Origin of the sequence: Pantoea sp. EABMAA-21 (genome assembly GCF_030053335.1) — a bacterium.
In the GTDB taxonomy this organism is placed as follows: Bacteria; Pseudomonadota; Gammaproteobacteria; order Enterobacterales; family Enterobacteriaceae; genus Pantoea; species Pantoea communis.
This window is the reverse complement of the sequence record NZ_JASGBX010000002.1, coordinates 68,406-86,718: the sequence shown is the minus strand read 5'-3', so window position 1 is coordinate 86,718 and position 18,313 is coordinate 68,406. Positions and strand designations below refer to the sequence as shown.

The window sequence follows — 18,313 nt, the reverse complement described above, 5'->3', positions numbered from 1 at the left end:
GCCAAAGTAGGTCATGGCGTAATGGATTGAGTGAGTGAGTGAGTCTGGACCAGCTGGCTAAAAGAAAGGCCGCCTTGCGGCGGCCTCTGATGCAGTCGGCTAAATTAGCCCAGCTGCTTGCGTGCGTTGCGGAAGATACGCATCCACGGGCTGTCTTCGCCCCACTCTGCTGGGTGCCAGGAGTTGCTCACGGTGCGGAACACACGCTCTGGGTGCGGCATCATAATGGTGACACGACCGCTTTCGTTGGTGACTGCAGTGATACCGTTCGGCGAGCCGTTCGGGTTGGCAGGGTAATTTTCGGTCACTTTACCGAAGTTGTCCACGAAGCGCAGCGCCACCAGACCTTTGCTTTCCAGCTGAGCCAGATGCGCACCGTCACGCACTTCCACGAAGCCTTCACCGTGCGACACGGCGATTGGCATATGAGAACCGGCCATGCCGTCCAGCAGCAACGATGGGCTCGCAGCCACTTCAACCAAGCTGAAACGGGCTTCAAACCGCTCTGACTGGTTACGTACAAAGCGTGGCCACAGTTCGCTGCCCGGAATCAGCTCACGCAGATTCGACATCATCTGGCAGCCGTTACATACGCCCAGCGCCAGCGTCTGTGGACGGTGGAAGAAGTTTTCGAACTCATCACGCACACGGCCGTTGAACAGAATCGACTTCGCCCAACCTTCACCGGCACCCAATACGTCACCGTAAGAGAAGCCACCGCACGCGACCAGCGCCTGGAACTCTTCCAGACCATGGCGGCCCGCCAGCAGGTCACTCATGTGCACATCGACAGCGGTGAAGCCAGCACGGTGGAAGGCAGCGGCCATCTCAACGTGGGAGTTCACGCCCTGCTCACGCAGAACGGCAACACGAGGACGCGCGCCTGTGGCGATCATCGGCGCAGCAACATCTTCCTCTGGCTTGAAGGTCAGATGAACGTTCAGGCCAGGATCGTTGTCGTCTTTCTTCGCTTCGTGCTCCTGATCGGCACAGGCAGGGTTGTCACGCAGACGCTGCATCTGCCAGGTGGTCTCTGCCCACCAGGTACGCAGCGTGGTACGGCTTTCGCTGTACACCGCGCTCTCACCAGAGCGGATGACAAAGCGATCGCCCGGCAGCGCCTGACCAATCACATGCACATTGCTGCTCAGACCATGGTCGGCAAACACTTTCTCAACGGCTGCACGATCAGCGGCATTAATCTGGATCACTGCACCCAACTCTTCGGTGAACAGTGCTGCCAGCGCATCGTTACCCAGCGCGGCGATATCGGCTTCGATACCGCAGTGACCGGTGAAAGCCATTTCTGCCAGTGTTACCAGCAGGCCGCCATCAGAACGGTCATGGTAAGCCAGCAGCTTCTGCTCGGCCACCAGTGCCTGAATGGCGTTGAAGAAGCCCGCCAGTTGCGATGCATCACGTACGTCGGCTGGTTTGTCGCCTAACTGACGATAAACCTGTGACAGCGCGGTAGCACCCAGGGTGTTTGCGCCGTTGCCCAAATCAATCAGCAACAGCAGGTTATCCTGGTCAGCTTGCAGTTGAGGCGTTACGGTGCGACGCACATCTTCTACACGCGCAAAGGCGGTGATCACCAGCGACAGCGGCGAGGTCATCTCACGCTCTTCGGTGCCCTGCTGCCAGCGGGTTTTCATCGACATCGAGTCTTTGCCCACTGGAATCGTGATGCCCAGCGCCGGACAGAGTTCTTCACCAACCGCTTTCACTGCGGCATACAAACCGGCATCTTCGCCTGGGTGACCTGCTGCGGCCATCCAGTTTGCAGAGAGCTTCACGCGCTGCAGGGAACCAATCGAGGTGGCTGCCAGGTTGGTCAGCGCTTCACCGACCGCTAAACGGCCTGAGGCAGCGAAGTCCAGCAAGGCGACTGGAGCACGTTCGCCCAGTGAGAAGGCTTCGCCGTGATAGCTATCCAGGCTGGCGGTGGTCACTGCACAGTTCGCTACCGGGATCTGCCATGGGCCGACCATCTGGTCACGCGCCACCATACCGGTTACCGAACGGTCACCGATGGTAATCAGGAAGGTTTTCTCTGCCACAGTTGGCAGATGCAGTACGCGATTAACGGCATCTGCCACGGTAATGCCGTCACGCACCAGCGCATCGCCTTTGGCCTGCTGAGTGGCAACATCACGCGTCATCTTCGGCGTTTTGCCCAACAGCACGTCCAGCGGCATGTCGATAGGGTTGTTATCGAAGTGGCTATCCGCCAGGTTCAGGTGCAGCTCTTCGGTGGCTTCACCGATCACCGCATAAGGTGCACGCTCACGCTTACACAGCTCGTCAAACAGCGCCAGTTGAGCCGGTGCCACCGCCAGTACATAACGTTCCTGGGATTCGTTACACCACACTTCCAGCGGGCTCATGCCTGGCTCATCGTTGAGGATGTCACGCAGGTTGAAGTTGCCGCCACGGCCACCATCACTCACCAGCTCTGGCATCGCGTTAGACAGACCGCCAGCACCGACGTCGTGGATGAACAGAATCGGGTTGGCTTCGCCCAGCTGCCAGCAACGGTCGATCACTTCCTGGCAGCGACGCTCCATTTCCGGGTTGTCACGCTGGACAGATGCAAAATCCAGATCCGCATCAGACTGACCAGAGGCCATTGAAGAGGCTGCTCCGCCGCCGAGGCCAATGTTCATCGCGGGCCCGCCGAGCACGATCAGTTTCGCGCCGACGACGATCTCACCCTTCTGCACGTGGTCAGCACGGATGTTACCAATACCGCCCGCCAGCATGATCGGCTTATGGTAGCCACGCAGTTCTGAGCCATTATGGCTGTTCACGCGCTCTTCATAAGTACGGAAGTATCCGTTCAGTGCAGGACGGCCAAATTCGTTGTTGAACGCTGCGCCGCCCAGTGGGCCTTCAGTCATGATATCCAGCGCGGTAACAATACGCTCCGGCTTACCAAAATCTTCTTCCCACGGCTGTTCAAAACCCGGAATACGCAGGTTGGAAACGGAGAAACCGACCAGGCCTGCTTTCGGCTTCGCGCCACGTCCCGTTGCGCCTTCATCACGGATTTCACCACCGGAACCGGTCGCAGCACCTGGCCACGGGGAAATCGCGGTCGGGTGGTTATGGGTTTCCACCTTCATCAGGATATGCGCCTCTTCCTGATGGAAGGTGTATTCGCCCTTCTGCGCATCGGCGTAGAAGCGGCCCACTTTTGAACCTTCCATCACCGCGGCGTTGTCTTTATAAGCAGACAGAACGTGCTCAGGATTGTGTTCAAAGGTGTTTTTGATCATTTTAAACAGCGACTTCGGCTGTTTTTCACCGTCGATAATCCAGTCGGCGTTGAAGATTTTATGACGGCAGTGCTCTGAGTTTGCCTGAGCAAACATATAGAGCTCGATGTCGTTCGGATTGCGGCCCAGTTTGGTGAAGGCATTCAGCAAATAGTCGATTTCGTCATCGGCCAGTGCCAGGCCAAGCGTGGTGTTGGCCTGTTCCAGTGCAATGCGACCGGCACCCAGCACATCAACGCTTTTCAGCGGCTGTGGTTCATGGTGTGCGAACAACTGCTGCGCATCATTCAGGTCACCGAACACGGTCTCCATCATGCGGTCATGCAGCAGGCTAGCCAGCTGTTGCCATTGCGCTTCCGTCAGCTGCGGCGCCTGCACATAGAAAGCCATACCGCGTTCGAGGCGGATAACCTGGGGCAGATCGCAGTTGTGCGCGATATCGGTGGCTTTTGATGACCACGGAGAAATGGTGCCGGGACGCGGCGTCACCAGTAACAAACGCCCTTGTGGCGCGTGCTCGGCGAGAGAAGGACCGTATTTCAGCAGACGTTGCAGGCGGGCATGTTCATCCGCACTGAGCGGTGCACTGACATCGGCAAAATGGACGTACTCGGCGTAAATATCACTCACTGGCAGGTGAGCGTCCTGAAAGCGGGTCAGCAGTTTGTTTACACGAAATGCCGACAGAGCGGGCGAACCACGCAGAATTTCCATCATCAAAGATCTCTCGTCTTCGAAGCGCCGGGCGACGCTTCATTGGGCGCAACAGGGGAAAACGGGCGGTATTATAGAGAAACAGCACGGGTTACGAAACCGTTTGCGCATAAAATCTGGCACTCAGCATTTGGCTGAATTTTGCACAATTCTTGCTATATAAGTTGCCCTGCTGCACTTTGTTGCGCAAAATGCCCCTCGCTCTGGGAGTAAAAACAACACAAATACTGCCTTTAAAAGACAGAGGCCTGTGAGCCATTACGAGACAACTATTTGAAACGCCTGAAAATAAACTATCTGTTTATCGGTCTGATCACCGTGCTGCTTGCGCTGGCACTGTGGCCTTCCATCCCCTGGTACGGGGGCGGAAAAGACGCGTTATCACAGATTAAATCACGAGGAGTGCTGCGCATCAGTACCGTCAACTCCCCGCTGACTTACTACACCATCAATAATGCACCAGCCGGTATGGATTACGAGCTGGCGAAACGCTTCGCCGATTATCTTGGCGTCAAACTTGAGGTTACGGTGCGTCCGAACCTCGGCGATCTGTTTGACGATCTGGATGATGGTAAGGCGGATTTGCTGGCCGCCGGGTTGATCTACAACGGTGAACGCCTTGCCCACTATCAAAGTGGACCGAGCTACTACTCTGTTTCGCAGCAGTTGGTGTACCGCATTGATAAGCCACGGCCGAAGAATCTCGGCGATTTGAAAGGCCGCCTGATTGTGCAGTCCGGTTCGGCATATCTGTCAACTTTACGTTCCGCAAAAGCTGACAGCTATCCCGATCTCGATTGGGCGATTTCTACCGATCAGGGACAGAAAGCGCTACTGGAAGCCGTCGCCGACGGCAAGCTGGATTACACCGTGGGCGATTCGGTCACCATCGGCTTATTGCAGCGCATCCATCCGCAGCTGGCCGTAGCATTCGACATCACCGATGAAGAACCGGTCACCTGGTATCTGCCACGCAGTGATGATGACAGTCTGAATGCGGCAATGCTCGACTTCTACAGCCAGATGGGCGAAGAAGGCACAATGGCGCGCCTCGAAGAGAAGTATCTCGGTCACGTTGGCACTTTTGATTACGTGGATACCCGCACCTTCCTGCGCGCGATTGATAACACGTTGCCGGATATCAAACCGCTGTTTGAGAAATACGCGGCGAGCATGGACTGGCGTCTGCTGGCAGCCATCTCTTATCAGGAGTCGCACTGGAATCCGCAGGCGACCTCACCGACCGGCGTGCGCGGCATGATGATGTTGACGCGTAACACCGCTGACAGCCTCGACGTCAACGATCGCCTTGATCCTGAGCAGAGCATCCGTGGCGGCAGCGAATACCTGCAACGTATGATGGAGAAGGTGCCGGACACCATCCCTGATGATGAGCGCATCTGGTTTGCATTGGCGGCGTACAACATGGGCTATGCGCACATGCTGGATGCCCGCAAGCTGACGGCCAAACAAGGCGGTAATCCTGATAGCTGGGCCGATGTCAAACAGCGTCTGCCGATGCTAAGCCAGAAGCGTTATTACGCGCAAACCTCCTACGGTTACGCGCGCGGCCATGAAGCTTACAACTATGTCGAGAACATCCGTAAGTATCAGATCAGTCTGGTGGGATATCTGCAGGAGCAGGAGAAGCGCATCGCTCAGCAGTCGGCGCTGGAAGCGGAATTGGGCGCCGGTTACCCGGCGGTCGAACCTAAGATTGCGATGAACTAACCTTCGCGCTGCGCCTGGCGCAGCGCTTTCTTTTGCTCACGGCGCATGCGGAAGAAGTCACTCAACATTCCGGCACACTCTTCTGCCAGCACACCGCAATCAATCTGAATCTGATGATTCATACCTGGATGACCAATCACGTCCATGAGCGAGCCCGCTGCGCCCGTTTTCTCATCCTTTGCGCCATAGACAAGCCGCGTAATGCGACTGTGCACCATCGCACCGGCGCACATCACGCAGGGTTCCAGCGTCACATACAACGTGGTATCAAGCAGGCGATAGTTTTCGAGGATTTTGCCGCCCTGCCGCAGCGCCATGATTTCGGCATGCGCGGTCGGGTCGCACTGACCAATCGGTCGATTCCAGCCTTCGCCAATCACTTTATCACCCTGCACTAATACCGCGCCGACCGGCACTTCGCCCTGTTCCCACGCGCGACGCGCCAGCTCCAGCGCATGGCGCATCCAATATTCATCAGTTTGTGGGTTCACCGGGCAGCTCCTGCGGATTTAAAGGCGGCGCATTATAGACGGAATCGCCGCATGATTCACTCCAGCTGTTGCAGCTCACCGCGAGGTGTCACCCGCCAGCGATGCTGGCAGAAGAACAGCAGCGGGTTATCCTGTTTACTGTCGCTGTAACCGCTGTAGAGTTGCAATGGTGTACCAATCTTCTCTTCGAGTTGAGCGACCTTCTCATGCCCGAGGCAACGCATGGCCAGCACGCGTCCCCCTAAACCGGGTTGCATCTGACTGGCAATCAGCTGTACGCGCGGCAAGAAGGCTGAATCAAAATAAACCTGCTCCACCAGCGATTGCGGCGAACCGGTGATCAACCACACATCCGCATCATCGCTGCTGAGATAATCGGTCAGACGTTGTTGCACCACCGGAAAAGCGGTAACACGCTGACGGAACCAAGTCGCGAACTCCGCTTCACGCTGGCGCAGGTGTTGCTCACTGTGGCCGAAGGTAATGGCCCACAGCAGCAAGCTCATCGGCCAGCGTGCGGCGCGTCCTTTAAACAGCATTCCCAGGCCAATCACCGGCAACAGCGGCACCACCAGCAACAGGTTGATCGGCTGGCGTCGCAGCAGATAACGCATAAAGGTGCCAAACATGTCCTGCTGATGCAGCGTGCCATCCAGATCGAAAAACACCACGCGGCGTTGCGTACCCTTTGTCAAACTCCTCTCCTTATCTTTCCTTTCTACGGCTTGCCCTACAGTGTAGCCAGCTTCAACGGCAGGGGCGAAAGCAGTCATTTTTAATTCCAATGGCCACAATGCCAGCTGAATAGTTTATTCTTTGTGTCGGCGTGCTGTCATTAAAACCTGATGGTGCGAAAAGAGACTAAGCTCAAGCGGGATTAGATGGATTAAGGATCGAACATGAGTTCATTGCTGCGAATTCGCCAGCTCTACCCTCGACTGGCGCTAAATGAGCGTCGGCTGGCGGATTTTTTGCTGTCGCAGCCGGATCGGGCACGGCATCTGAGTTCACAAAAACTGGCTGAGGAATCGGGCGTCAGCCAGTCGAGCGTGGTGAAGTTTGCCCAAAAATTGGGCTATAAGGGATTCCCTGCGCTGAAACTGGCACTGAGTGAGTCGCTGGCGGATCGCGACGCCATCACCGTGCACAATCATATTCTTAGCGACGATCCCCTCAAAGTGGTCGGCGAAAAATTACTGACTGAGAAGATTTCCGCTATCCGCGCCACGCTGGATATCAACAGCGAAGAGAAATTGCTGCAAACCCTGCAATTGCTGAAAAACGCCAACCGCATTCTGCTTGTGGGCATCGGCGCTTCAGGGTTGGTGGCGAAAGATTTCTCATGGAAGCTGATGAAGATTGGCATCAACGCGGTAGCCGAGCAGGATATGCATGCTTTACTGGCGAGCGTGCAGGCGATGGCACCGGGGGATGTGCTGCTGGCGATTTCCTATACCGGCGAGCGGCGTGAGATTAACCTTGCGGCACAGGAAGCCGCGCAGCTGGGGGTCGACGTGCTGGCGTTTACCGGCTTTACCCCCAACTCGCTGCAACAGTGCGCTTCCATATGCTTGTACACCGTTGCCGAGGAGCAAAGCACGCGCAGTGCCGCAATCTCATCCACCAGTGCACAATTAGCGTTGACTGACCTGCTGTTTATGGCGTTGGTACAAAACGATCCAGAACGCGCTTCAAGCCACATAAGGCACAGTGAAGAACTGGTCAAAAAACTGGTGTGATACAAAAAAAGCCGTCATTCGGCCTTTTTACTTTGCGAAGCAGAATCGTGACGACAGGCCTGGCGGCTCGCATGCTGCAAGTTATGCAGGCACTCATCGCATAAAGCGGCATCATCAGACATCCAGCGAGCCAGCCACCCTCGCGCAACTCCACACTGAATGCATTGCTGCTTTAAAAACATTTCTTTCAACGAGTTAATTTTTATCATGGTGCTTACGACAAACATTTATGCGGATAATTACCGCACAAAATGATAACTCGGAGTATTCCTAATTCCTATCTAACCTTTGATGAATTTTGCTTGAGTGACGCAATCCTCGCTTTGTTTGATCCCGCGCAATAAACCATGCGACCTTATAAGCCGGTTTTATGATAAGGTGCGCGCCTTCTTTCTCAGGCTAACGGCGATCATGGCTTTACTCATTACGGCGAAATGCATCAATTGCGATATGTGCGAACCTGAATGCCCGAACCAGGCCATCAGTTTAGGTGAGGCGATCTATGAGATTGATGTCGACCGCTGCACCGAATGCGTGGGCCATTATGATGTGCCGACCTGCCAAAGCGTCTGCCCGATTGATAACACCATCATTTCTGACCCACAGCACCCGGAAACCCGTGAGGCGCTGTGGGAGAAATTTGTCGTGTTGCACCCTTAGTCTTCGATGATCACCGTTGCGCAGGCGTAGTGGCGCTCATCGGCCAGCGTGACATGCACATGTTTCACGCCCAACTGGCTGGCAATCACTTTTGCCTGTTCGAAAAAGCGTAAGCCCGGTTTGCCAAGCGCGTCGTTGTACACTTCGAATTGATTAAAGGCCAGACCACCGCGAATGCCTGTACCAAAGGCTTTGGCCGCCGCTTCTTTCACCGCAAAACGTTTGGCAAGAAAGCGCACCGGTTGCTGGTGCGCCTGATATTGCTGCCACTCGGCTTCGCTCAAGACGCGACGCGCCAGACGATCGCCGGATCGCTCAATCACACCGGCAATACGTTCGATTTCAACGATGTCGCTGCCGAGTCCGAGAATCGCCATTAACGACGCGCTTCCCGCATCAGCTGCTTCATCTCTGACACCGCATCCGCCAGGCCACTGAACAGCGCACGGCCAATGATGGCGTGACCAATGTTTAGCTCATGCATCTCCGGCAGTTCCGCGATGGGTTGCACGTTGTGATACGTCAGACCGTGACCGGCGTTAACCTTCAAACCGAGGCTGGCTGCAAACGTGGCCGCTTTGCGAATACGAGACAGCTCGGCTTCACGCTCCAGCCCTTCCGGTGCTTCCGCGTAGGCGCCGGTGTGGATCTCAATGTAGGGTGCGCCGCTGGCAACGGCCGCTTCAATCTGGCGATGATCGGCATCGATAAACAGCGACACCAGAATACCCGCTTCGCTCAGCAGGCGAACTGCAGCATTGATTTTGTCCTGCTGACCCGCCACATCTAATCCGCCTTCGGTGGTCACTTCCTGGCGCTTTTCTGGCACCAAACACACGAAGTGCGGCTTGATATCACAGGCAATGTCGATCATCTCATCGGTCACCGCCATCTCCAGATTCATGCGCGTCTGGATGGTATCGCGCAGAATTCGCACATCACGATCGGTGATATGACGACGATCTTCACGCAGGTGCACAGTGATGCCATCTGCGCCCGCCTGTTCAGAAACAAACGCCGCCTGGACTGGATCGGGATAATTCGTGCCACGTGCGTTACGTACGGTGGCGATGTGGTCAATGTTGACCCCTAACAGCAACTCAGCCATGACAATCCTTAAATAGGTTCAGTGTGTTTGCAGTGTACCGTGCTGAGCATATCAGGCGGTACGACCAGCGCTAGTCGTTTGCCACATCGGGCTTCTTTTTGGGCACAAACTGGCGAAACAGTTCCTGGCTCTTCAGCGGTTTACCGCCCAGATAAGGCTTGAGCGCCATACGCGTGAAGCGCTTGGCAGCACGCAGGCTGTCAGCATCGGGAAACTCGCGTTCCCACAGCGCACGCAACTGGCGACCGGTAAAACTGCGTTGGTTCACCACCAAGCTGGCGATAAACCCCTTCTCTTCACGATAACTGTACGTCATGCCGTCATCGATCTCTTCACCACTGCCCGCACAGTGCAGGAAATCCACGCCGTAACCCAGGTGGCCCAGCAGCGCCAGTTCAAAGCGACGCAGCGCCGGTTCAGGCGTGCCACTGCCTGCGGCCAGCATCTGGATGCAATGGAGATAGTCAAAGAAGAGGTCGGAGAAAGGAATTTCCTGCTCAAGCACGCGAGACAGCAGTTCGTTAACGTACAACCCGCAGTAGAGCGTGATGCCACTGAGCGGTAAGGCCAGCGACACCGCTTCGGCGCTGCGCAGCGTTTTAACTTCGCCACGTCCACCCCAGCGCACCAGCAGCGGCGTGAAGGGTTGGAGTGCACCTTTGAGTTGGGAACGGCGCGAGCGTGCGCCTTTGGCCAGGACGCGGACGCGCCCTTCGCTTTCGCTGAACAGATCGAGCAGGAGGCTGGTTTCGCTGTAAGGGCGACTATGCAGCACAAAGGCGCGTTGCCAGCCTTCCATCAATTATTCGTCTGTATAGCCCAGGCTGCGCAGTGCACGTTCGTCATCCGCCCAACCCGATTTCACTTTAACCCACAGTTCGAGATGCACTTTTGCCTCAAACATCTCTTCCATGTCTTTACGCGCTTCAATACCGATGGTTTTAATCTTGGCGCCTTTGTTGCCAATCACCATCTTCTTCTGCCCTTCGCGCTCGACGAGGATCAGACCGTTGATGTCATAGCCACCACGATCGTTAGAGACGAATTGTTCGATTTCCACGGTCACTGAGTAAGGCAGTTCCGCACCGAGGAAGCGCATCAGTTTTTCACGGATGATCTCAGACGCCATAAAGCGCTGTGAACGATCGGTGATGTAATCTTCCGGGAAGTGATGGTCAGATTTCGGCAGGCATTTACGCGCGATAGCGGCAATGGCATCAACGTTCTTACCGCTTTCCGCCGAGATCGGTACAATCTCAAGGAAGTTCATCTGCTGGCTCAGGAACTGCAGGTGTGGCAGCAGAATGGTTTTATCCTGAATGTTATCGACCTTGTTAACCGCCAGCACCACCGGTACTTTGCCGTCGCGCAGCTTGTTCAAGACCATTTCGTCGTCCGGCGTCCAGCGGGTGCCCTCAACAACAAAAATCACCAGCTCCACATCACCAATTGAGCTGCTGGCAGCACGGTTCATCAGGCGGTTAATCGCCCGCTTCTCTTCCATGTGCAGCCCGGGAGTATCCACGTAAATCGCCTGATAAGCGCCTTCAGTGTGAATACCCATGATGCGGTGACGCGTGGTTTGCGGTTTACGCGAGGTGATCGACACTTTCTGCCCCAGTAATTGGTTCAGTAAGGTGGATTTGCCAACGTTAGGTCGGCCAACAATCGCGATAAAGCCGCTGTGTGTTTCGATTTCGCTCATTCGAGTCCTGACTTGAGCAGCGTCGCTGTCGACGCTGCGATATGACTATGTATTTTATTCGAGACCAAGCTTAATTAATGCCTGTTCAGCGGCAGCTTGCTCTGCTTTACGGCGGCTGGAACCTACACCCACCACCGGTTCTGCCATGCCACTCACCTGACAGTGAATGGTGAATTCCTGATCGTGGGCTTCGCCACGCACCTGCACCACCAGATAAGAAGGCAGCGGCAGGTGACGCCCTTGCAGAAACTCCTGCAGACGCGTTTTTGGATCTTTTTGCTTATCACCCGGGCTGATTTCATCAAGGCGATTTTGGTACCAATCGAGAATCAGTTTCTCAACGGTTTGAATGTTGCTGTCGAGGAAGATACCGCCAATCAGCGCTTCAACCGTATCAGCAAGAATCGATTCGCGACGGAAACCGCCACTCTTCAACTCGCCCGGTCCAAGACGTAAACATTCGCCAAGTTCAAACTCACGCGCCATCTCTGCCAGGGTATTGCCCCGCACCAGCGTAGCGCGCATGCGGCTCATGTCACCTTCATCCACACGTGGGAAGCGGTGATAAAGCGCATTGGCAATCACATAGCTGAGAATGGAATCGCCAAGAAACTCAAGACGTTCATTGTGCTTACTGCTGGCACTGCGGTGAGTCAATGCTTGCTGCAGTAGTTCCGGATGAGTAAAAGTGTAGCCCAGTTTGCGCTGCAGCTTGTTAATAAGGATGGGGTTCATGCGATTCCAGTTATTCTGTGCGTCTGTAACTCTGCATACGAAACAGGGCTGAGGTTCCAACACGTTCTGTTTCGTTTGCAGTGGCCCCCCGAAAGAGGCCAACCGTGTTGCCCACCGCAGTGGGCATAATGCTTAGTGGATTCCGCCGATGCGACTTAAGCGCACGCCCGTTGGCCACTGTCCTTCTTGTTTCTCAAAGCTCATCCAGATAGCCACCGCTTTACCGACCAGATTCTTCTCAGGCACAAAGCCCCAGTAACGGCTGTCGGCGCTGTTATCGCGGTTATCACCCATCATGAAATATTGCCCTTCCGGCACGATCCACGTGGATTGCGGCTGACCCGGCTGCTGATAATACATGCTTGCCTGGCTCTGCGCTTCGTTTACTAACAGGATATCGTGTGTCACCGTGCCCAACGTCTCTTTACGTGTTCCCAGACGCAGGCCGCCCTTCATGGTTTCGCCCTGTGGTGCTTCAAAGAAGCCGTTGCCGGTTTCATTGCCATCAAAGCCGCTGAAGGTTTGAATGAAGCGGCTTGGCTCCACGTTGGTATAGGTGATCGGCAACGCGGTATCGCATTTGCCCGTGCCACAACCCGGGTTAACCGTCAGCGTTTTACTGTAAGGATCAAACACCACTTTGTCGCCCGGCAGACCGATCACACGTTTAATGTAATCGACGCTCGGATCTTTCGGGTATTTAAACACCGCCACATCACCACGCTGCGGATGACCCGTTGGGATCAGCGTGGTTTGAGTAATCGGATCTTTGATTCCGTAAGCAAACTTCTCCACCAGAATAAAATCACCAATCAGCAACGTCGGCATCATGGAACCTGATGGGATCTGGAACGGCTCAAAAATAAATGAGCGAACGATCAGTACCACTGCCAGCACCGGGAACACCGATGCCGCCGTTTCTACCCAGCCTGGCTGAGCCGCCACTTTGGCCAGCGTTTTGCCGTCCAATGTGTTGCCCGCCTGCGCTTGTGCAGCTGCCTGCTTAGCACGACGCGCCGGAGCCCACTTAAAGCGATCGATACACCAGATAACACCCGTTATAAGCGTGGCGATCACCAGAATCAGGGCGAACATATTAGCCATTAAAGTTCCTTATTTGCTGTCTTTACCGACATGCAGAATGGCAAGGAATGCTTCCTGCGGCAGCTCAACGTTGCCGACCTGCTTCATTCGCTTCTTACCGTCTTTCTGCTTCTGCAACAGTTTCTTCTTACGGCTCACGTCACCGCCATAGCATTTCGCCAGGACGTTTTTACGCAGCTGCTTGACCGTTGAGCGAGCGATAATGTGGTTGCCGATTGCCGCCTGAATCGCAATATCGAACTGCTGACGTGGGATCAGATCTTTCATCTTCTCCACAAGGTCGCGGCCACGATACTGAGAGTTATCACGGTGGGTAATCAGCGCCAGCGCATCAACACGTTCTGAGTTAATCATCACGTCGACACGCACCATGTCAGAGGCCTGGAAACGTTTAAAGTTATAGTCCAGCGATGCGTAGCCGCGAGACGTTGATTTCAGACGGTCGAAGAAGTCGAGTACCACTTCTGCCATCGGGATTTCATAGGTCAGCGCAACCTGTTTACCGTGGTAAACCATGTTGGTCTGCACACCGCGTTTCTCAATACACAGGGTGATGACGTTGCCGAGGAATTCCTGCGGCAGCAGCATATGACACTCGGCGATCGGTTCGCGCAGTTCTTCAATATTGTTCAGCGGTGGCAGCTTCGAAGGGCTGTCAACATAGACTGTCTGGCCGTCAGTGGTGATGACTTCATAAACTACCGTTGGCGCTGTAGTAATCAGGTCGAGATCGTATTCACGCTCCAGACGTTCCTGAATGATCTCCATGTGCAGCAGACCGAGAAAGCCGATGCGGAAGCCGAAGCCCAGCGCCGTTGAGCTTTCTGGCTCATAGAACAGTGAGGCATCGTTGAGGCTCAGTTTGCCCAGCGCATCACGGAACGCTTCATAGTCATCAGAGCTGATCGGGAACAGGCCAGCATATACCTGTGGCTTCACTTTCTTAAAGCCTGGCAGGACATGTTCAGCAGGATTGCGTTGCAGCGTAAGGGTGTCACCGACTGGCGCGCCCATGATGTCTTTGATAGCGCAAACCAACCAGCCCACTTCACCGCAGTTCAGTTCATTACGGTCAACCTGTTTCGGTGTAAAGATACCTAAGCGATCAGCGTTATAGGTCTGACCGGTGCTCATCACCTTCACTTTGTCGCCTTTACGCAGCGTACCGTTCTTGATACGAATCAGTGACACAACGCCCAGGTAGTTATCGAACCATGAGTCGATGATCAGCGCCTGCAGTGGGCCTTCCGGATCACCTTCCGGTGGTGGGATATCACGCACCAGACGCTCAAGCACATCCGGAACGCCAACGCCGGTTTTCGCCGAACAGCGCACGGCATCAGCCGCATCAATACCAACGATATCTTCAATCTCTTCCGCCACGCGCTCAGGATCGGCCGCAGGCAAGTCGATTTTGTTCAGAACCGGTACCACTTCCAGATCCATTTCCATTGCGGTGTAGCAGTTCGCCAGCGTCTGTGCTTCAACGCCCTGACCTGCATCGACCACCAGCAAAGCCCCTTCACAAGCCGCTAAAGAGCGGGAAACTTCATAGGAGAAGTCAACGTGGCCGGGAGTATCGATAAAATTGAGCTGGTAAGTTTCACCGTTCAGCGCTTTGTAATCGAGCGTGACGCTTTGCGCTTTGATGGTAATGCCGCGCTCGCGCTCCAGATCCATAGAATCCAGAACCTGCGCCGCCATCTCACGATCGCTGAGGCCACCACAAATCTGAATCAAGCGGTCAGAGAGCGTTGATTTGCCGTGGTCGATGTGTGCGATGATGGAGAAATTTCGTATGTGCTTCATTTATATGAATATCTTCACGTAAAAAATCAGTGGAAAACTTGAGCACAGACACATTCAGGAAAGTGAGCTTTACCCGGAATCCTGTCAGCCTCATTAATGACGACGCATATTACACTGTTAACGCCGCGCGTTAAAGAATGGAACTGTGGGGAATCGCAACAGATTTCAGCGGGTAAGCCTAAATGAAAAAGCCGCGCATTGCGCGGCCCTGGCAGGGATCAACCTTCATTTTCTACGCGCATGGCATCGGGCGGTAACGCAACGCTGAGGATGATCGGCTGAAAGGCTTCCCGATGACCGAACACGCTGGAAACCCCTTTAGCCACAATAAAGCCACCGATGCCGCCTAACAGTGCACCGCAGGCCGCCGCCAGATCGCTGTGGAACAGCATCTGAAACAGACCTGCCACTAAAAACAGGCCAAACAGCGGCGTCATGTAAACCAGCAGCGCTGAACCCAGCAGACTGCTTTCACGGATACCCAATTCAATGCGCTGTCCGGGCTGTAAAGGCTCCGGGCTGGCAATGGTCATGACATGAGCATTTTTCGGCCCAAGTTGATTGAGCGCGTGGCTGCCGCAGCCTTTGCGGGCTGAACAGCTGTTACAGGAGGTTTTCGCTTCCGAGTGCAGCGTGGCAATGCCTTTTTCCCACGCCACCACGGTGGCCCATTCTCTCATCATTTTTGTGCACCTGAATCTATGCTGTCCGCGATACGTTTGGCCGTTGCAGGCGGTAATTCGCCCACCACGGTGATTTCACGATTATCGCGCACTTCTGTCTGCACCGTACGACGCCCAGTGCGCAATGACTGCGGCACACTGCTTTTATCGGCAGGCGTAATGTTGATAGCAAAGCTAAATAAGCCATCGCTGTACAGACGAGATTCTACGGTTTTATTCATGGCTGGCATATTGCGGCGACTCTGCGAAATCAGTGTCATACCCGCTGGCAACCAGCCTGGCTGCCAGCTGAGCTGCACTTTATCGCCCGCCGGTAATGACAGCGTTGGCGGCAGATTGGCTTTTTCCAGCCCCTGCATCAGATTACGCACGCCTTCATCCACCGCAAAGCTGATGACACGGAACTGCTCCAGCGTTTCACCATCACGATCCAGCAAATCAATGCGTAGCGGCAATTTAGTATCAACATCCAGCCACACGACATAGCTGTAGCGCGTGCCATCACGCGACACGATGCGCACCACTTCGCACATTTGATCGGCCATACGTGAACGTCCTACCGGAATAAAATCGTAGGCATCACCAAGGCGGGAGAAATCAGCAAACATCAATGCAGGCAGCGCATCAATAATGTGATTGCCCGGTAGTGAGAAAGGATCAAGTCCAGGCTCGAAGTAGCTGATGTCATTGCCACGTTGAATCACTTCACGACGCGGCCCATCCATCTGCAACAGTTGGGCAAAGATACGATTATCGATAACTGCATGACGATAGCGCAGAGATTCAATGCCAAGACGAGAGACATTGATGTAGGCGAATTCGTAGTTGAGGTTCTGGCTTGCCTGCTCCATCTGCTGTAACAACGCCCCGGAAGCAGATGTCTGCGCCGGGGCGGTGGAGGACCAAAGCAGGCTGCCTGCCAGCAGGCTAACGGCACACCAAAGTTGCTTCATTACTGCTGTTGAGTTCCTAACGACTGATTTCCGGGAACATTAGCTTGCGCCTGCTGTGGATCATTCTTTTCATCGAACTGGACCTGATCAGCATGCAGACGGCGTTGCAGTTCATAGTCCTGCAGCATGGCATTCACACGACGACGCTGTTCCTGTACCTGCTGGTTAGAGCTATTGGTGTCAAACGCGTCAGAAGGGACGCCAAGACTGACAGGAGAAGCTTTACCCATCATCGGCAGCGTATTAAACGCTGGAGAATCTGAGGTTTCCGTTGCACTGCTGCCAGGCTGAGTATTGTAGTGCTGAACACCCACAATCACGGCCAGCGAGACACAGGCAGCCACACCAATCTGCGCCAGTTGTGCAGTCCAGGTGCCGCCAAGACGCCAGAACGGCATTTTCTCCCAGCGTGATGGCTCAGGCTGCGCTTCAGGAATCAGCGGAGTCACTTTGCGCAATGGCTCATTTTCAATGGCCGCTGCAACACGCGCGGAGATATCAAAATGCAGCACTTCACCGACATCACCTCGTAAGGTGTCGCGGATTAGATGGTAGCTCTCCCAGCTTTTTTGAAGATCTGCATCCTTCGACAACGACGCCAGCAGCTCGTTATCGAGAGTTTCACCATCCATTAAAGCGGAAAGTTTTTCTTTCTGCATGCTTTGGTACCCTTCCAGTAGCCGTTATCACTGACGTTGGATAAGCGGTTGAACTTTATTATCAATGGCCTCTCGGGCACGGAAGATACGCGAACGAACCGTACCCACCGGGCAATCCATGATGGCGGCAATCTCTTCGTAACTTAAACCATCCAACTCCCTGAGGGTGATGGCCATACGCAGATCTTCGGGAAGCGCCTCAATGGTCCGAAAAACAATTTGTTTCAGTTCCTCTGACAACATTAAGTTCTCAGGGTTCGAAATTTCTTTTAATGCTCCCGCACTTTCGAAATTTTCTGCATCGATAGCATCCACATCGCTGGATGGCGGACGACGCCCCTGAGCCACTAAATAGTTTTTTGCTGTATTCACCGCAATGCGGTACAGCCATGTATAAAAGGCGCTATCGCCACGGAAAGATTCCAGTGCGCGATACGCTTTAATAAAGGATTCCTGAACCACATCAGGCACATCGCCTGAAGGGACATAACGTGAAACCAGGCTCGCCACTTTATGCTGGTATCGAATCACCAGTAAATTAAATGACTTTTGATCTCCCTTCTGAACCCGCTCAACGAGAACCTGATCCGTTAACTGCTCGCTCATCCGAGGTAATGTCTCCCCAAATCTCTTTTTATGCGTAAGTGAACTGCCAGCACATCTCATTGTTCTGAGCAAGCATGCGCTTAGAGTCATATGTTGGCCTGAAGTTCACCACGACCAGATATTTTCCGTATCGGAACCACGACATCATTGTTGTTGATTGTCTTTCAGTGTAGCGACTGGCTACGCCGTTGGCGTCATTTGCGGCACCGATAATCGCTGGGAGAGTACCCTATGACGCCCTAATTTTCACCTTTATTACCTGAATTTTCAGAGTGTTTGGTATAAAAAACACGATGTGCTTATTTGCGGACATAACTTACTGAAATCGCGTGATTATG

General features: G+C 54.3%; 17 protein-coding genes. 3 read left to right on the top strand and 14 right to left on the bottom strand.

The window, feature by feature from the left end; translation table 11 throughout:
• Positions 1-104 precede the first annotated feature (104 nt).
• Positions 105-3,995: a phosphoribosylformylglycinamidine synthase gene (gene purL / locus QMZ65_RS03875; RefSeq protein ID WP_283215466.1), complete on the bottom strand. Its 3,891-nt coding sequence runs from the start codon at positions 3,993-3,995 to the stop codon at positions 105-107.
• A 270-nt stretch (positions 3,996-4,265) separates the two neighbouring features.
• Here purL and mltF point away from each other — a divergent pair, with 270 nt between their 5' ends.
• Positions 4,266-5,723, top strand: coding sequence for a membrane-bound lytic murein transglycosylase MltF (gene mltF / locus QMZ65_RS03870; RefSeq protein WP_058959158.1), 1,458 nt, complete (start codon positions 4,266-4,268; stop codon positions 5,721-5,723).
• Here mltF and tadA read toward each other — a convergent pair.
• Positions 5,720-6,214 (bottom strand): tRNA adenosine(34) deaminase TadA, encoded by a 495-nt coding sequence (tadA, locus tag QMZ65_RS03865; protein WP_097118618.1) that lies wholly within the window; start codon positions 6,212-6,214, stop codon positions 5,720-5,722. The two genes, mltF and tadA, sit on opposite strands and share 4 nt — an antisense overlap.
• A gap of 56 nt (positions 6,215-6,270) precedes the next feature.
• A complete protein-coding gene (yfhb, locus tag QMZ65_RS03860; protein ID WP_283003591.1) occupies positions 6,271-6,909 on the bottom strand; it encodes a phosphatidylglycerophosphatase C in 639 nt (212 codons plus the stop codon).
• A gap of 204 nt (positions 6,910-7,113) precedes the next feature.
• On the opposite strand from yfhb, the gene QMZ65_RS03855 reads away from it, so the two are divergent.
• Positions 7,114-7,953 carry a MurR/RpiR family transcriptional regulator gene (locus QMZ65_RS03855; RefSeq protein ID WP_034825629.1) on the top strand — a complete coding sequence of 280 codons (840 nt, stop codon included), beginning with the start codon at positions 7,114-7,116 and terminating at the stop codon, positions 7,951-7,953.
• 411 nt (positions 7,954-8,364) lie between these two features.
• A complete protein-coding gene (locus tag QMZ65_RS03850; RefSeq protein ID WP_058959160.1) occupies positions 8,365-8,613 on the top strand; it encodes a YfhL family 4Fe-4S dicluster ferredoxin in 249 nt (82 codons plus the stop codon).
• Here the strand turns inward: QMZ65_RS03850 and acpS are convergent.
• The 11 genes from acpS to rpoE all read right to left on the bottom strand — a co-directional run bounded on the left by acpS (position 8,610) and on the right by rpoE (position 17,975).
• Complete coding sequence (gene acpS / locus QMZ65_RS03845; RefSeq protein ID WP_034825626.1) at positions 8,610-8,990, bottom strand: holo-ACP synthase; 381 nt, start codon at positions 8,988-8,990, stop codon at positions 8,610-8,612. The two genes, QMZ65_RS03850 and acpS, sit on opposite strands and share 4 nt — an antisense overlap.
• On the bottom strand, positions 8,990-9,721 hold the full coding sequence (pdxJ, locus tag QMZ65_RS03840; protein WP_034825624.1) for a pyridoxine 5'-phosphate synthase: 732 nt from the start codon (positions 9,719-9,721) through the stop codon (positions 8,990-8,992). The genes acpS and pdxJ overlap by 1 nt, the downstream gene beginning before the upstream one ends.
• A gap of 70 nt (positions 9,722-9,791) precedes the next feature.
• The gene (gene recO, locus QMZ65_RS03835; protein ID WP_034825622.1) at positions 9,792-10,520 is read right to left on the bottom strand and encodes a DNA repair protein RecO; all 729 of its coding nucleotides are present in this window, start codon (positions 10,518-10,520) and stop codon (positions 9,792-9,794) included.
• A gap of 3 nt (positions 10,521-10,523) precedes the next feature.
• The gene (gene era / locus QMZ65_RS03830) at positions 10,524-11,426 is read right to left on the bottom strand and encodes a GTPase Era (protein WP_034825620.1); all 903 of its coding nucleotides are present in this window, start codon (positions 11,424-11,426) and stop codon (positions 10,524-10,526) included.
• A gap of 54 nt (positions 11,427-11,480) precedes the next feature.
• Positions 11,481-12,161, bottom strand: coding sequence for a ribonuclease III (gene rnc, locus QMZ65_RS03825; RefSeq protein ID WP_034825618.1), 681 nt, complete (start codon positions 12,159-12,161; stop codon positions 11,481-11,483).
• Positions 12,162-12,293: 132 nt separating this feature from the next.
• Positions 12,294-13,265, bottom strand: a complete 972-nt coding sequence (gene lepB, locus QMZ65_RS03820; RefSeq protein ID WP_034825616.1) for a signal peptidase I — start codon at positions 13,263-13,265, stop codon at positions 12,294-12,296.
• 9 nt (positions 13,266-13,274) lie between these two features.
• A complete protein-coding gene (gene lepA / locus QMZ65_RS03815; protein ID WP_034825613.1) occupies positions 13,275-15,074 on the bottom strand; it encodes a translation elongation factor 4 in 1,800 nt (599 codons plus the stop codon).
• Between the two features lie 218 nt (positions 15,075-15,292).
• Positions 15,293-15,757, bottom strand: coding sequence for a SoxR-reducing system protein RseC (rseC, locus tag QMZ65_RS03810; RefSeq protein ID WP_058959162.1), 465 nt, complete (start codon positions 15,755-15,757; stop codon positions 15,293-15,295).
• Complete coding sequence (gene rseB, locus QMZ65_RS03805) at positions 15,754-16,710, bottom strand: sigma-E factor regulatory protein RseB (protein WP_283215465.1); 957 nt, start codon at positions 16,708-16,710, stop codon at positions 15,754-15,756. Before rseB ends, rseC begins: the two co-directional genes overlap by 4 nt.
• Complete coding sequence (rseA, locus tag QMZ65_RS03800) at positions 16,710-17,369, bottom strand: anti-sigma-E factor RseA (RefSeq protein ID WP_283215464.1); 660 nt, start codon at positions 17,367-17,369, stop codon at positions 16,710-16,712. Before rseA ends, rseB begins: the two co-directional genes overlap by 1 nt.
• 27 nt (positions 17,370-17,396) lie before the next feature.
• Positions 17,397-17,975: an RNA polymerase sigma factor RpoE gene (gene rpoE, locus QMZ65_RS03795; protein ID WP_038645348.1), complete on the bottom strand. Its 579-nt coding sequence runs from the start codon at positions 17,973-17,975 to the stop codon at positions 17,397-17,399.
• Between the last annotated feature and the right edge of the window lie 338 nt (positions 17,976-18,313).